This is a genomic window from Myxococcaceae bacterium JPH2 (genome assembly GCA_016458225.1).
Lineage (GTDB): Bacteria > Myxococcota > Myxococcia > Myxococcales > Myxococcaceae > Citreicoccus.
Genome location: JAEMGR010000028.1, coordinates 161764 through 176288 on the forward strand (window position 1 = coordinate 161764; position 14525 = coordinate 176288).

Annotated in this window: 13 protein-coding genes; 9 read left to right on the forward strand and 4 right to left on the reverse strand. The window is 69.5% G+C overall.

Annotated features, from left to right (window positions below):
- Nucleotides 1-5: 5 nt before the first annotated feature.
- Nucleotides 6-905: a ribose-phosphate pyrophosphokinase gene (locus tag JGU66_30015; protein MBJ6765020.1), complete on the reverse strand. Its 900-nt coding sequence runs from the start codon at nt 903-905 to the stop codon at nt 6-8.
- 150 nt (nt 906-1055) lie between these two features.
- Here JGU66_30015 and JGU66_30020 point away from each other — a divergent pair, with 150 nt between their 5' ends.
- The 4 genes from JGU66_30020 to orn are packed head-to-tail and all read left to right on the forward strand — an operon-like array spanning nt 1056 to nt 4069.
- Nucleotides 1056-1739, forward strand: coding sequence for a phosphoribosyl transferase (locus JGU66_30020; protein MBJ6765021.1), 684 nt, complete (start codon nt 1056-1058; stop codon nt 1737-1739).
- A gap of 9 nt (nt 1740-1748) precedes the next feature.
- Nucleotides 1749-2198, forward strand: a complete 450-nt coding sequence (locus tag JGU66_30025; GenBank protein ID MBJ6765022.1) for an archease — start codon at nt 1749-1751, stop codon at nt 2196-2198.
- A gap of 54 nt (nt 2199-2252) precedes the next feature.
- Nucleotides 2253-3458 (forward strand): OsmC family protein, encoded by a 1206-nt coding sequence (locus JGU66_30030; protein MBJ6765023.1) that lies wholly within the window; start codon nt 2253-2255, stop codon nt 3456-3458.
- A gap of 59 nt (nt 3459-3517) precedes the next feature.
- Nucleotides 3518-4069, forward strand: coding sequence for an oligoribonuclease (orn, locus tag JGU66_30035; GenBank protein ID MBJ6765024.1), 552 nt, complete (start codon nt 3518-3520; stop codon nt 4067-4069).
- Nucleotide 4070: 1 nt separating this feature from the next.
- Here orn and JGU66_30040 read toward each other — a convergent pair whose 3' ends face one another.
- The 3 genes from JGU66_30040 to JGU66_30050 form a co-directional block, all read right to left on the reverse strand.
- Nucleotides 4071-4442 carry a response regulator gene (locus JGU66_30040; protein MBJ6765025.1) on the reverse strand — a complete coding sequence of 124 codons (372 nt, stop codon included), beginning with the start codon at nt 4440-4442 and terminating at the stop codon, nt 4071-4073.
- Nucleotides 4439-5917 carry a Circadian clock protein KaiC gene (locus JGU66_30045; protein ID MBJ6765026.1) on the reverse strand — a complete coding sequence of 493 codons (1479 nt, stop codon included), beginning with the start codon at nt 5915-5917 and terminating at the stop codon, nt 4439-4441. Before JGU66_30045 ends, JGU66_30040 begins: the two co-directional genes overlap by 4 nt.
- A 105-nt stretch (nt 5918-6022) precedes the next feature.
- Complete coding sequence (locus JGU66_30050) at nt 6023-7594, reverse strand: AMP-binding protein (protein ID MBJ6765027.1); 1572 nt, start codon at nt 7592-7594, stop codon at nt 6023-6025.
- A gap of 120 nt (nt 7595-7714) precedes the next feature.
- Here JGU66_30050 and JGU66_30055 point away from each other — a divergent pair, with 120 nt between their 5' ends.
- From JGU66_30055 to JGU66_30075, 5 genes are all read left to right on the forward strand, one after another.
- Nucleotides 7715-9295: a hypothetical protein gene (locus JGU66_30055; protein MBJ6765028.1), complete on the forward strand. Its 1581-nt coding sequence runs from the start codon at nt 7715-7717 to the stop codon at nt 9293-9295.
- 131 nt (nt 9296-9426) lie between these two features.
- Entirely contained in the window at nt 9427-10995 is a 1569-nt protein-coding gene (locus JGU66_30060) for a hypothetical protein (protein ID MBJ6765029.1), read from the forward strand.
- 300 nt (nt 10996-11295) lie between these two features.
- Nucleotides 11296-12441, forward strand: a complete 1146-nt coding sequence (locus tag JGU66_30065) for a hypothetical protein (GenBank protein ID MBJ6765030.1) — start codon at nt 11296-11298, stop codon at nt 12439-12441.
- A gap of 53 nt (nt 12442-12494) precedes the next feature.
- Nucleotides 12495-12950, forward strand: coding sequence for an MEKHLA domain-containing protein (locus tag JGU66_30070; GenBank protein MBJ6765031.1), 456 nt, complete (start codon nt 12495-12497; stop codon nt 12948-12950).
- 227 nt (nt 12951-13177) lie between these two features.
- The coding region (locus JGU66_30075) for a hypothetical protein (GenBank protein MBJ6765032.1) at nt 13178-14525 on the forward strand (1348 nt) is incomplete at its 3' end.

The following is a 14525-nucleotide window of genomic DNA, read 5'->3' on the forward strand; positions in this document are numbered from 1 at the left end:
GCGCGCTACGGTCGCAGGGCTCGGGCCACCAGCGGGGCCAGCGTCACCACCTGGTGCGGAAAGGGCAGCCCCTGCGGCGGCTCCACGCTGTCGCTGCTCACCAGCCGCTGGATAGGCATTGCACTCAAGCGCTCGCGCGCGGCGCCCACCAGGAGCGCGTGGGTCGTCACCACGGTGAAGTCGTCCGCGCAGCCCGCCGTGCGCAGCTCGCTCGCGGCGGCTGCGAGCGTGCCTCCCGTGGACACCATGTCGTCCACGAGGATGGGGCGCTTGCCTCGCACGTCTCCGAGGAGGCCGTGCGTCTCCACCTCGCTGTCGCTCAAGCGGGCCTTGTGCACCACCGCCCAAGGCGTCCCGAGCAGCTTGGCCAGCGCCTCGGCGCGCTTCACCGCGCCCAGGTCCGGTGCCACCACCACGGACGTGCCAGTGACGTGCGGGCGCAGCGCCTCGGCGAGCACGGGCAGCGCGGAGAGGTTCTCCAGCGGCGCGCCGAAGCAGCCCTCCAGCGCGGGGTTGTGCAGGTCCACCGCGAGCAGTCGCTCGAAGCGCCCGCGCGCCATCAGGTCGGCCACGAGTCGTCCTCCCAGGGCCTCGCCGGGTCTGCCGCGCCGGTCCTGTCGCGCATAGCCCACGTAGGGCACCACGGCCTCCATGCGTGCGGCCCCCGCGCGCCAGCACGCATCGGCGAGCAGCAGCAGCTCCAGCAGGTGCTCTCCCACCGGCGCAGAGGCGGACTGCACCAGCACCACCGCGCGCCCGCGCACCGTGTCGGCGGGCACCTCCACGTGCATCTCTCCGTCGGGGAATCGCTCCAACTTGCACGCGGCTGGCGCGACGCCGAGCGCTTGGGCGAGCGCTCGACCGAGGTGGGGACTGGCGCTGCCAATGACGAGGACGGGGTCCATGGGCCCGTACCCTAGCGCGCCTTTCCCCCGTTGCTTCCACCGGTCCCGCCCTCCTCGCGAGCACCCCGACGGGAGAGGCCCCGCTCGCGCCTCCGCCGCCAGTCGCCGCCACCGTGCTTTTCCTTGGGGAAGCGATGGAGGTGGGAACCGATGCGCTTTCGGGACCGAGCGGACGCGGGCAGGCGACTCGCGGGGTTGCTGTTGCCGTACCGGGGCGCGGACGTCCGCGTGCTGGGGCTGGCGCGTGGCGGAGTGCGAGTGGCCTTCGAGGTGGCGCGCGCGCTGGAGGCACCCCTGGACATGTGGGTGGCGCGCCACCTGGGCAGTACCTCCCGAGCGCCCAACGTGGGCGCGGTGTCCGAGGGAGGTGGGCTCTACCTGGACCCGGAGGCCGCGCGGCTCTCGCTCGTCCCCGAGGTCGAGCTGCGAGCCCTGGCCACCGAGGAGCTCTCCGACGTCGAGCGCCATGCGCGGCAGCTCCGAGACCGCCCACCGCCCGAGGTGCGCGGCTGCACGGTGCTGCTCGTGGACGACGGCATGGTGACGGGCTCCACCCTCGCTGCCTCCATCCGCGCGCTGCGGCAGCTGGGGCCGCGCCGGATTGTCGCGGGCGTGGGCGTGGGGACGGCGCACGCGCTGGAGGTCATGCGGGCCGAGGCGGACGCGGTGCTGTGCGTGGAGGTCTCTCCGGGCCTGGGCTCGGTGGCCGAGGCCTATGACGACTTCCGCCCGGTGACGGACGTGGAGATGGAGCAACTGCTGGAGGTCGCGCGGCTACCGGCGCCGTCGCATGCGGTGCTGGACTCGACGGACCTGGGCGGTCGGTGGATGTGAGGAGGACCCATGCAGGTGGAAGCCGAGGGACGAGCGGAGGCGCCAGCGCGCTGGGAGCGCTTCACGCGCGGCTCCGACGTGGGGATCCGAGGCATCGGGCGCTCGGTGGAGCAGGCCTTCGAGATGGCCGCGCTCGCGCTCAGCTCGCTCGTGGAGGATCCGCGCCGGGTGCAGGCCCAGGAAGAGATTGAGATGGAGTGCGAGGCCCGCGCCACGGACCGGTTGCTCGCGGACTGGCTGCGCCACGTGGTGGGCGCCATGGCCTCGGGGCACGTGCGCTTCCACTGCTTCGTGGTGCGCATCGACGGGCCTCGGCTGTTCGGCCATGGCTACGGCGAGCGAGTGAAACCGACGCGCGAGCCTCGAGCGCCGCCGGTAACGGGCGCCACGCTGGCGGAGGTGTCGGTGCGCCAGGGCGCGGATGGACTGTGGACGGCCGAGTGTCTGGTCGAGCTTTGAATCGGAGCGCGGAGGCGAGGCCGGCACGCTCGGACGTGCGAGGAGGCGACGGACATGGCGACGCGGACGGTGTCCTTTTCGGCGCGGAGCGGCGCGCGGACGCAGGGCGCGTTGGAGCTGCCGCTCGGGCGGCCCGCGGCCAGCGCGGTGCTCGTCTCGTGCTTCGCGTGTCTGGGTGAGTCGCCGGGCCCGGCTCGGTTGGCGCACGCGCTGGTGTCCCGAGGCTTCGCGGTGCTCCGCCTGGACTTCACGGCTCGGGATGGAGCGGGCCATCCCGACACCGTGCCCAGCGTGGACGCGGTGGTGGACGCGGCGGCGTGGCTGAGCGCGGAGGGATTCCCACCGCCGCGTCTGCTGGTGGGCCACAGCCTGGGAGGCACGGCGGCGGCGGTCGCGGTGGCGCGGCTGCCCGAGGTGGCGGCGCTGGCCCTGGTGAACGCACCCGCGGGCGGCAGCGGCTTGCTCGCGCGACTCACGCCCTCGGAGCAGGCCGCGGGGGAGGGGGAGCTGCACCTGGGGCCCGGGCGATTGCGACTGGGGCACGGCTTCCTGGAGGCCATCGCGGAGGCGCGCGTGTCCGAGGCGCTGAGCGGCTTTCCCGGCGCCGTGCTCGTGCTGCACGCGCCCGCGGACCGATACGTGGGCCTGGAGAGCGCGCGCAAGCTGGTAGCGAGCGCCCGGCGCCCCGCCAGCCTGGTGATGCTGGACGGCGCGGACCACTTCCTCTCGCGCGAGCGGGATGCCTCCTTTGCGGCGGACGTGCTGGGGCCCTGGGCCATGCGCGAGGTCGCGCCCGTGGCCGAGCGCGAGGCGCCGTTGCCCTCGGGCGAGGTGGAGGTGCGCGAGGCGGGGCAGGGCCGGTTCGCGCAGGACATCCGCGCGGGATTGCACCGGCTGCGCGCGGATGAGCCTCTGTCCCTCGGGGGATTGGACACCGGGCCCACGCCGTACGGCCTGCTCGCGGCGGCGCTGGGCGCGTGCACGTCCATGACGCTGCGGCTGTACGCCGAGCGCAAGGGCTGGCCCCTGGAGCGCGTCAGCGTGCGGCTGAGCCACGACAAGGTTCACGCCAAGGACTGCGCGGAGTGCGAGCAGCGCGACGGAAAGGTGGACCGCCTGGAGCGCGTCATCCGGTTGGAGGGGCCGTTGACGGACGCACAGCGCGAGCGGCTGCTGCACATCGCGGACCTGTGCCCGGTGCACCGCTCGCTCGCTTCGATGGAGGTCGACGTGCGCACCCGGATGGCTGAATCATCGTGAGCCCTTGGGCCTGGGGACTGCTATAGGGACCGCCCCCTTCCTGGATTGGATGTCCGCACATGCATTCCCGTGACACGAACCTGGTGTGGCTGGACCTGGAGATGACCGGACTCGACCCTGAGTCCTGCGGCATCATCGAGGCCGGCGTCATCATCACCGGACCGGACCTGGACATCCGAGAGGAGCAGGGCTGGGTCATCTGGCAGCCCGAGGAGATGCTCGCGCGCATGGAGCCCGTCGTGCGCGAGATGCACACGCGCAACGGCCTCTTGGAGAAGGTCCGCTCCTCCACCACGTCCCTGCGCGTGGCCGAGCGGGAGATGACGGCGCTGGTGGCGGGCCACTGCGGCGTCCACGAGGGCATCCTCGCCGGCAACTCCATCCACACGGACCGGCGCTTCCTCGCGGAGTACATGCCCATGCTCGACCGCTACCTGCACTACCGCATGGTGGACGTGACGAGCCTCAAGGTGCTGGCGCGCGCGTGGTACCCCAACCTCGTCGAGCCGCGGAAGCCGCCCAGCGCCCACACCGCCCTGGCGGACCTGCGCGCGAGCATCAACGAGCTGCGCTACTACCGCGAGATCCTCTTCCGCGCGACCCCGGGCTGAGTCACGGGCTGGGGCGCGGCGCGCTGTCGAGCAGTCCGGCGATGGTGTCCAGCAGCGTGTCCAGCTCGAAGGGCTTGGCCAGGAAGCGGGCGCTGGCCTTGCGCTCCTCCTCGGAGATGCGGCCGGCGCTCATCACCACCACGGGCAGGTCGCGCGTGGTGGCGTCCTCGCGCATGCGGCGCAGCATCTCGCGCCCATCCATCACCGGCATCATCAGGTCCAGGAGCACCAGGTCTGGCTTCACCTGGGACAGCCGCTCCAGGCCCTCGGCGCCGTTGAAGGCGGTGGCCACGTCGTAGCCCTCCACGGAGAGGATGTCCTGGAGCGCCTCGACGATGGCCACCTCGTCATCCACGATGAGCAGCCGCTTCATGCGCGGCCCCCCCGCTTCCCCGTCGCCCGTGGGCGGGTGGGGCGCTTGCGTCTTCGTGACGCGTCGTCGTGGGCGGTGATGCCCTCGGTCCCAATGGCATACAGGCGCAAGGACGAGTCATTGTCGCTCTCGCGCATCTTCAGCACGGAGAGCAGGCGGTGGCGCCGCGCGCGCAGCTCCACGAAGCGCAGCAGGATGATGTTGTCGACCACCGCCTCCAGGCCCGCCTGGGGCGTGCTCGGCTCCGGGCCGACGAGCGTGTGCGTCTCCTGGGCGATGAGCACGGTGACATGGCGCTCGCGCAGCATGTTCATCACCGCCACGAGGAAGCGCGGCAGTCGCTCCGGAGGCATGGACTCCTGCGCGAAGGTCACCAGCCCGTCCAGGAACAGCCGCCGCACGCGGTGCTGCTCCACGTGCGCGAGCAGCCGCTGCACCAGCGCGTCCGGCGGAGCTTCCACGTCCACCTGGGTCTCCAGGTGCACCCGTCCCTCGGCCACGTGCGCGCGCAGGTCCAACCCCACGCCGCCCGCGGCCTGGAGGAGCCGCGAGGGCATCTCCTGGAACCCGAGGTACATCCCGGGCTCCTCGCGCCGCGCGCCCTCATCCAGGAAGTGCAGCCCCAGCAGCGTCTTGCCCGTGCCAGGAGCGCCGAACAGCAGGGTGGACGTGTCGCGCACCAGCCCGCCCGTCAGCATGGTGTCCAGCCAGGGCAGGCCGAAGCGAAGGCGCTGTCGCGGGTCGGCGACCTCGGCGGGAGGATGGAAGTAGAGCGCTTCGGCGCGCGGAAAGACACGCACGCCCGCGTCGCTGATGTCGAAGGCGTGGCGACCCGGGAGCTGCGCGCCGCCGCGGAACTTGGGCACCTCCACGCCGCGCACGGCCTTGAGCCCGAGCACGTCCAGCGACAGGGCCACCACGCCATCCACCAGCGCGAACTGCGAGTCCTCTCCGTCCGGAGGCCGCCCGGTGAGCAGCAGCGTGGTGCAGCCGGCGAGCGCGCTCTGCACGCACAGCGCATGGAGGAACTCGCGGAAGGCGAGCCGGGACTCGGCGTACTCCTCCGCGGCGGAGAGCCCGTCGAGCACCAGCGTGGTGGCGTCGTGCTCGCGCACCGCGCGGAAGATGAGGCGATTGAGGCCCGTGAGCCCCTCGCCCTTCAAGGCCGCGGAGCCGCTGACGTAGTGCAGCGAGCGCCCCACGGCCTCCGGTTGGAAGAAGCCCAGCGAGGACAGGTGCAGCACCATGCGCGAGTGGGACTCGGTCAGCACGGTGACGTAGACCGCGCGCCCACCCAGGGCGACCGTGGCGAAGCAGAACTGGTTGCCGAGCAGCGTCTTGCCCGTGCCCGGCATGCCCGTGAGGATGTACGTGCCGCCGCGCAGCCAGCCGCCGCGCAGCAACGTGTCCAGCCCGTCCACTCCGGTGGGGACCCGGGGCGCTGGCCCGGTCGGAAGGTCAGGGGATTCCGTCACGCGTGCTCCTTCCGCCTTCTGTGCGCAAGGTAGGCCATGCCGCGCGAGCGGCCACGTCTTCAGTCGCGGTGTGTCCGGAATCCAGCGCTGGCGCGGACCTCTCTTTCAGCTTGCGAGCACATCGCCGCGCGCGGCGGCGTCCAGGCGCTCGCGCAGCACGTGCTTCTGCACCTTGCCCAGCGCGTTGCGGGGCAGGGCTTGCGCGAACACGACGCGGCGCGGCTTCTTGAAGCTGGCCAGCCGCTCGCGGCACCACTCCACCAGCACCGCCGCATCCGGCGTGGCGCCCGCCGCGGGGACGACGACGGCCACCACCTGCTCGCCGAAGTCCGCGTCCGGCATTCCGAGCACGGCCACCTCCGCGACGGAAGGGTGCGAGGCGAGGACCTCCTCCACCTCTCGGGGGTAGATGTTGAAGCCGCCGCTGATGATGAGCTCGCGCGCGCGGCCGGTGATGCGCAGGTAGCCGTCCGCGTCGAACGCGCCCAGGTCGCCCGTGCGGAACCAACCCGCCGGGTCGAAGGACTCGGTGGTGGCGTCCGGACGTCGCCAGTAGCCCGCGAAGACGTGGGGCCCTCGCACTTCGATTTCGCCCGGCGCATCGATGGCCACGGGCTGGCGGGTGCGCACGTCCACCACGCGCGCCTCCTGGCCCGGGAAGGCGAAGCCCACCGTGCCGGGGCGGCGCTCGCCGTCATACGGGTGCGTGGTGTTCATGAGGGTCTCCGTCATCCCGTAGCGCTCCAGGATGCGCTGACCGAACTCCGCTTCGATGTCATGGCAGAGCTGCGGGCTCAGCGGAGCGGAGCCGGACACCCACAAGCGCAGCCGCCGAGGCTTCACACCCGTGCGCCGCGTCTCCTCCAGCAGCCGTCCGTACATGGTGGGCACGCCGAAGAAGAGCGTCAGGCGCGCGTCGTCACGCAGCGCGGTGAGCGCCTCGGACGCGACGAAGCGGCGGCGCAGGTCCACCGTGGCGCCGGTGAAGAGTGTGCCGTGCAGACCCACCATGAGCCCATGGGTGTGGAAGAGCGGGAGGGTGAGCAGCAGCCGGTCCGCGTCCGTCCAGCGCCAGGCCTCGGAGACGGCGCGCACGTTGGCCAGCAGGTTGCGGTGCAGCAGCATCGCGCCCTTGGAGCGGCCCGTGGTGCCAGACGTGTAGCCCAGCACCGCGAGGTCCTCCGCGCGCGGTAATGACAGCGCGGCCTGGGACGCTTCGCCTTCCTGGAGCAGCAGGGTGAAGGGCAGCTCTGTCAGCGATGCGGGCAGCGCGATGGCGGGCGGCTCCACGGTGATGAGCCATTGCAGGGCGGGGAGTTGCTCGCGCAGCGGCACGAGCTCCGCGGCGCCCGAGGTGCCCGTGACGCACGCGCGCACCTCCGCGTCCGCGAGGATGTGGGCCAGCTCCACCTGACGGTACGCGGTGTTGACGAGCACCACGACTCCGCTCGCGGCCTGCACGCCCAGGTAGGCGATGACGAACGCGGCGCTGTTCTCCAGGAAGAGGGCCACGCGCTCGCCGGGCTGGAGGCCGCGATGCTTCAGTCCGCGCGCGAACCGCGTGACGCTCTGCGCCAGCTCGCCGCGTGTGAAGGATTCCTGCTCGAAGGTCAGCAGCGGGCGCTGCGGCTCGGCGCGAGCGAGGTCGAGGAAGACTTCGAGCAGGGAGGAGGACATGTCGCGGCGCCTCGGGGACAGAGAGGGATGCCTGACTCATCGCACGCGAGGGGGCTTGCGTGAAGGGTTGGTTTGTAGACGAAACTCGCCTTTGGGGGCCGGCATTACGCGAGGTGTGGAATGCGACAGCGTCGCCGCCCGTGGCTTGGAGTGTGGGTCGTCTCGTTGTGGTGCTGGGGGTGTTCTTCCTCCAGTCCCGCGTCTCCGCCCGACTCGGGCACGGTCGTGCCGGAGTGGGATGGCACGGCGGTCCCTCTGGAGGAAATCGGAGACCCGGTGGATGCGGGCACCCCGAGCGCGTGCCGGGTCCTCAAGGATGCGGGCGCGGGTGTCGCGTGCGGTGACTTCGCCACCTTCGACTTGTCGGGGTGCAATCGCGCGACGCTCTCGCGGGTGTCGGAGACGGGCGTCTTCTATGGCTCGGTCGGCGCCTTGGCCTTTCAAGGCGACGCGGGCGCCTTCGTGGATGGGTTCCCCGCGGACAAGGCGCTGCGCGATGCCACCACCCTGTACGCGGCCGCGGATTACAACGTGCCCACCAGCACCCGCCGGATCCGCATGGCCATCGCGGCCTGCGAGGCCCCGACGCCGGACCTGGTGAAGAGCTGCAAGGCCATCTGCGTCAACGGGAAGTTCTCGGGCTGGGACTTTGGAGACCTCAACCAGGTGGGCGCGCCCGGGGGGCAGCCCGAGTCCTCCGGTGGGCTCCAGCTCGCCTCCGAGTCCTTCGTCACGCAGGGCGAGCCCGTGGATGTCTATGTCACCCACGACCATGCCTACGTCGTGTCCATTGATTCGCCCCGGGGAGGCGGTGGCCTCACCGTCTTCGACGTGCGCGACCGCGCCCACCCCGTGCTCAAGAAGGTCCTCCACATGGAGGGGGACAGCTACTGGAACGCGGCCTGGTCCAAGGGCGACACGCTGTACGTCGCGAGCAAGGCCCGCGGCGTGCTCCTCTTCGACATCCACCAGCCGGGTGATCCGCAGTTCCTGCGCGCCCTGCCCAATGGAGAGGCCATCAACGTCCACACGATGTTCGTGGATGGGGACATCCTCTACGCGATGGCGTTGGGGCCCGTGGCGAGCACGCTCATCTTCGACATCTCCAAGCCGTCCGAGCCCGTGCTCCTCCAGCGCTATGTCACGCCGACGGGACCGGATGCGTGGCCCGTCACCTATACACATGACGCGTTCGCCTATCAGGGGCGCCTCTACGTCAATCAGCAGGGGGAAGGATACGTCGTCGTGGATGTCACGGACCCCAGCGCACCGCGCAAGCTGGGCGCGTATCGATTCCCGGATACGTTCACGCACGCCAGCGCGGTGGGCACCTTCGCGGGCCGCACCATCGCGTTCGAGGGCGGCGAGAACTACGGCGCGCATCTGCGCGTGCTGGACGTCACGGACCCGGCGAACATCGTGAAGATTGGCGAGTACGGCCTGGGCACGTACTCCATCCACAACATGCTGCTGCGCGGCAAACGGCTCTACATCGCCTACTACCAGATGGGCCTGCGGGTGTTGGATGTCTCCAATCCCACCCGTCCACGGGAAGTCGCCCACTACGCCACGTACCGGGATACGGACCCCTACAGGTGGGGCGACATCTTCGAGGGCTCCATCGGCATCCGCATCCCGGGTGATGGCTTTGTCTACCTGGTGGATACCTCGCGCGGCCTGCTCATCCTCAATGAGTTGTGAACTGACGCTGTAGGCCAGAGGGGCGATGCCCCGTGAGACATCGCTGAGATGTCTCACGAGGGCTTGCGGGAAGCGCGCGGCTGTGGTCGAAATCTCGTCTTGAAGGGGCCGGCCATTGCGAGAGGTGTCCGATGCATCTGCGTCGCCGTCCATGGCTTCATCTGTTGGCTGTTTCCCTTCTGAGCTGGGGGTGCTCCTCCAAGCCCACGACACCTCCAGACCCCGAGACACCCACGCCCGAGTGGGATGGCACCGCGGTGCCGCTGGAGGAGCTGGGCGATGTGATTGACGCGGGCACCCCGAGCGCATGCAACGCGCTCGCGGACGCGGGCCCGGGCATCGAGTGTGGTGACCTCGCCGCCTTCGACCTCTCGGGGTGCAACCGCGCTTCGCTCGCGCAACTGCCGCCCACGGGCATCTTCCAGGGAGGCATTGGCTCGCTGGCCATGCAGGGGGACGCGGGCACCTACGTGGGCGGAATCCGAGGGGAGCTGATTCGCGACGCGACCACCGTGCACGCGTCCATGCGCTACACCACGAAGCGCAACTTCCACTTCCGCTCGGTGATCGCCGCCTGCGAGGCGCCGAACCCCGACCTCATCAAGGTCTGCGCCGCCACGTGCCGCGACGGCAAGCTCCTGTACGTGGAGCGCGGCGACCTCAATCGCATCGGCAAGGTCGACGACCAGCCCGTGTCCGTGGGCGGCATCCAGCTCGCCTCCGAGTCCTATGTCGCGATGGGTGAGCCCGTGGATGTCTATGTCACCCACGACCACGCCTATGTCGTCTCCATCGATGGCCTGGAGGGGACGGGTGGGCTCACCGTCTTCGACGTCCACGACCGGGCCCATCCTGTCTTCAAGAAGCAGATCCGGATGGACGGCGACAGCTACTGGAACGCGGTCTGGGCCACGGGCGACACGCTGTACGTCGGGAGCAACTCGCACGGCGTGCTCGTCTATGACATCCGCGACCCGGCCAATCCGCAGTACCTGAGGGCCGTCGGCGGCGAGCCGACCAACGTGCACACGTTCTTCGTGGACGGGAACGTCCTCTACGCGATGTCACCGATGCCCGCGCCGAGCGTGTTCGTGTTCGACATCCGCACGCCCAACGAACCGGTGCTGCTCCAGAAGATTGTCATCCCGCTGTCGCCGACGGCGTATCCGACCGCGTATCCGCACGACGCGTTCGCGTACCAGGGGCGCCTCTACGTCAATAACATCCTGGATGGGTACGTCATCCTGGATGTCACGAACCCGAGCGTGTCGAAGGAGCTGGGGGCGTACCGCTACGAGGGCAGCCTGTCGCACGCGAACGCCGTGGGCACCTTCGCGGGCCGCACCATCGCGTTCGAGGGTGGGGAAGGCATTGCCGCGCACCTGCGCATGCTGGACGTCACGGACCCCGCGCACATCGTGAAGATTGGCGAGTATCAGCTGGGGAACTCGTCCATCCACAACATGATCCTCCGAGACAAGCGGCTCTACGTCGCCTACTACCAGGAGGGCGTGCGCGTGCTGGACGTCTCCAATCCCACCCAGCCCAAGGAGATTGCCCGCTACGCCACGTATCGGGACACGGACCCGTTCCGAGTCGGGAACTTCGTCGAGGGCGCCATCGGCATGCGCGTGCCGGGGGATGGCTTTGTCTACGTCGTGGACACCTCGCGCGGACTGCTCATCTTCAACGAGCTGTAAGTGCTCCAGGGCGAGCCGCGTGAAACGCCGCGCCGGCTCGCCCGTTCCATGGCCTGTCTTGCGTTGAGCGGATCGCGTGCAGCATTTGGTGCAGATGGCGGAAAAGCCCAGGTGCACGAGTTGATTTGTTTTTCGGGGGGCCGCATTTCGCGCCCCCATGAACACATCCGAAAGTGGTTGGACTGGCTACGAGGCGTTGCTCTGCGCCTTCAAGGCCTGGGGCATCACCACCTGTACCGGCGTCACGGGCGGAGTGTTCCTGCTTGATGAACCCTCGACGATCGTCCCGCTGATCATCCCATGGCGCCGGACCAGGAACGGGTGCGCCACTTCGTGGAGACGTTCCGGGACGCCGTGGACGACGGGCGCCGGGTCGTCATCCTGGCGGGAGAGGAGCTGGCGCGGGTCCCTCGGGCGGGGCCCCTCACCACCCGCTTGTGCGAGCTGTTGGGCGCACCCATCGTCTGGAGCATCAACGGCGCCAACGGCGTCGAGCGCCAGAACCCCATGGGCCATGGCTACATCTCCTTTGGCGGGAATGACGCTGCCCTGTCGCTCTGGTCGAGTCTGGGCGAGGAGGACATCCTGCTCGTGCTCGGCGCGTGCCCGGACGAGTACACCGTCAACCTCCAGAGCTACAACGCGGGGAAGACCTTCGTCATCACCGCCCTCGAGGAGGGCTATGGCCAGACGAACGGCAGCTTCGCGCACCGCGCGCGCCACGCGTTCCACCAATGGGTGACCCCGCTCGACAGCGCGCTGCACGCGCTCATCGAGCACCTGTCGGTCCGCCCTCCGCGCACCCTGCGCGTCCAGCCGGTCCCGCTGAATCTCAACGACACTCCGAAGGCCCCACCCCGTTCCGGCCATGTGGACATGCGCCAGTTCTTCTCGCGCTTGGACGCGCTGTGGGCCCCCGGGACCATTGGCTTCGATGATGTGTGTCTTTCCTACAAGGATCGTCAGTACGTCACCCAGCGTCCCCATCCGAACGCGCGCTTCTTCTCCCTCTACCGGGGCTCGGCGATGGGCAACGTCTTGGGGCTCTGCATCGGCGCACGGCAGGCCAGCCCGGAGGGACACGTCGTGGGCTTCACGGGCGATGGTTGCTTCCGCCTCTTCGCGGGGTGTCTCTCCGAGGCCAGCACCCTGGACGTGCTGCTCTTCGTGCTCGACAACGGCAACTACGGAATCGTCGAGCAGGTCCTGCCCGTCACGCATCCGGGGCTCGAATCCCATCGCCACCACACCGCGCTGACACACATGGACTCCGGAGCGGTCGCGCGCGCCTGCGGCTGGATGGCGTTCGACCTGCATCCGGACCTGACGAACCTGGACGCCATCATGGCGTTCCATCGCGCCCGCCCAGGTCAGTCCGTCCTGGTGACGGTCCGCGTCGACACCGAACAGGTCCTCGGCCCCAACCCTCGCGCCGCCAATCTCTGACCATGAACGCATCTCTTCCGCAGCCTCGCCTCACGAAGCCCTTCCCAGAAGTCATGCCCCTGCTCGAGCTGCTCGATACCACCTATCAACGCGTGCGGGGCTCCCCGCTGGGGCGTGGTGTCTATCCACCTGCCCTGGAGCAGGCCCCCGTGAGGGAGCGTCTGGAATGGCTCCACACCCAGGCGCCCTTCATGCTCCTGGCGCAGGACACCCAGCCCGACCCCGTCTACTTCTATTCCAACGCCACCGCCTCCGAGCGCTTCGGCTACTCCGCCGAGGAGTTCCTCGTCACGCCCGCGCGACTCAGCGCTCCTCCGGAGGGACGAGAGGAGCGCGCCGCGCTCATCCAGCGGACCTACGCGCATGGGATTGACGTGGGTTACTCGGGCATCCGCGTCACGAAGTTTGGACAGCGCTTCCGCATCCATGACGTGGAGCTTTGGTTGGTTCACGCCGCCGCAGGCCTCTGCATCGGCCTGGGGGCACTGGTCTGGACTTCGCCAATCTAGGGGCCGTCAAACCTGACACCGCGTGAGGGCCTTGCGACCTACACGTGGCTGTGAGCGAACCTGTCGATAAGGGGGGCCGGCAAAGGTGTGGGTGTCGAATGCAATCGCATCGTCGTCCTTTGCTGAGTGTGTTGGCCTTCTCTCTGCTGTGTTGGGGCTGCTCGTCCTCCAGCCCCGCGTCCCCGCCTGACTCAGGCACCGTCACGCCGGAGTGGGATGGCACTGCGGTGCCGTTGGAGGAACTGGGCGACGTGTTCGACGGGGGGACCCCGAGCGCCTGCCGAATGGTCGAGGACGCGGGCGCGGGCGTCGAGTGTGGCGACCTCGTTGCCTTCGACCTCTCCGGCTGCGACCGGGCCTCGCTCGCGCGGGTGCCATCGATGGGCATCTTCTCGGCGGCGGGCGGCGCCCTGGCCATGATGGGGGACGCGGGGACATTCCTCGCGGGAGGGCCCGTGGACCAACTGCGACGGGAGGACGGTGTCCTGTATGCGTCCACGCGCTACACCACCCGGCGCAACGTCCACGTCCGCATGGCATTCGCAGCCTGCGAGGCGCCGACCTCGGAGCAGGTGAAAGGCTGCCTCGCCACCTGCCGTGAGGGGAAGCTCTCCCTCTTGGAGCGAGAGGACTTCAACCGGCTGGGCAAGAGCGATGGCCAGCCCGAGTCCTTCGGCGGCCTCCAGCGCGTCTCTGAGTCCTTCGTCCCGCTGGGCATGCCCGCGGATGTGTACGTCACCCACGACCATGCCTACGTTGTGTCGTTGGATCATCCTCACGGAGAGGGAGGCCTCACGGTCTTCGATGTGAGCGACCGAGCGCATCCCGTGCTCAAGAAGGTCATCCACCTGGACGGCGACAGCTATTGGAACGCGGTCTGGTCCAAGGGCGACACGCTGTATGTCGCGAGCAAGGCCCACGGCGTGCTCATCTTCGACATCCACCAGCCCGCGGATCCGCAGTTCCTGCGTGCCGTGCCGGGCGGGGATCCGCTCAACGTGCACACGCTGTTCTTGGACGGGGACATCCTTTACGCGATGTCGCAGGCGCCCGCGCCGAGCGTTCTCGTGTTCGATGTCCGCGAGCCCACCGCGCCCGTGTTGCTCCAGCGCATCGTCATTCCGCTGCCCCCGGAGTCGTGGGCGACCGCCTATCCGCACGACGCGTTCGCCTATCAGGGGCGCCTCTATGTGAACCACATGGGGGATGGGTACGTCGTCCTGGACGTCACCCAGCCGAGCGTGTCGCGCGAGCTGGGGGCGTATCGCTTCACGAACAGCTTCTCGCATGCCAGTGCCCTGGGGACCTTCGCGGGGCGCACCCTCGCGTTCGAGGGCGGAGAGGGCGTTGCCGCGCACCTGCGGGTGCTCGATGTCACGGACCCCGCGCACATCGTGAAGATTGGGGAGTACGGCCTGGGCACGTACTCCATCCACAACATGCTGCTGCGAGGCACGAAGCTCTACATCGCCTACTACCAGGAGGGCCTGCGGGTGTTGGATGTCGCCAACCCCACCCAGCCCCGCGAGATTGCCCGCTACGCCACCTACCGGGACACGGACCCCTTCCGAATCG

Bases quoted from the DNA above. Each gene is read 5' to 3' on its own strand.
- JGU66_30065 (MBJ6765030.1), top strand. From the start codon at position 11,296: ATGGCGCCGGACCAGGAACGGGTGCGCCACTTCGTGGAGACGTTCCGG.
- JGU66_30055 (MBJ6765028.1), top strand. From the start codon at position 7,715: ATGCGACAGCGTCGCCGCCCGTGGCTTGGAGTGTGGGTCGTCTCGTTG.
- JGU66_30015 (MBJ6765020.1), bottom strand. From the start codon at position 905: ATGGACCCCGTCCTCGTCATTGGCAGCGCCAGTCCCCACCTCGGTCGA.
- JGU66_30030 (MBJ6765023.1), top strand. From the start codon at position 2,253: ATGGCGACGCGGACGGTGTCCTTTTCGGCGCGGAGCGGCGCGCGGACG.
- JGU66_30070 (MBJ6765031.1), top strand. From the start codon at position 12,495: ATGCCCCTGCTCGAGCTGCTCGATACCACCTATCAACGCGTGCGGGGC.
- JGU66_30020 (MBJ6765021.1), top strand. From the start codon at position 1,056: ATGCGCTTTCGGGACCGAGCGGACGCGGGCAGGCGACTCGCGGGGTTG.
- JGU66_30050 (MBJ6765027.1), bottom strand. From the start codon at position 7,594: ATGTCCTCCTCCCTGCTCGAAGTCTTCCTCGACCTCGCTCGCGCCGAG.
- JGU66_30025 (MBJ6765022.1), top strand. From the start codon at position 1,749: ATGCAGGTGGAAGCCGAGGGACGAGCGGAGGCGCCAGCGCGCTGGGAG.
- orn (MBJ6765024.1), top strand. From the start codon at position 3,518: ATGCATTCCCGTGACACGAACCTGGTGTGGCTGGACCTGGAGATGACC.
- JGU66_30040 (MBJ6765025.1), bottom strand. From the start codon at position 4,442: ATGAAGCGGCTGCTCATCGTGGATGACGAGGTGGCCATCGTCGAGGCG.
- JGU66_30060 (MBJ6765029.1), top strand. From the start codon at position 9,427: ATGCATCTGCGTCGCCGTCCATGGCTTCATCTGTTGGCTGTTTCCCTT.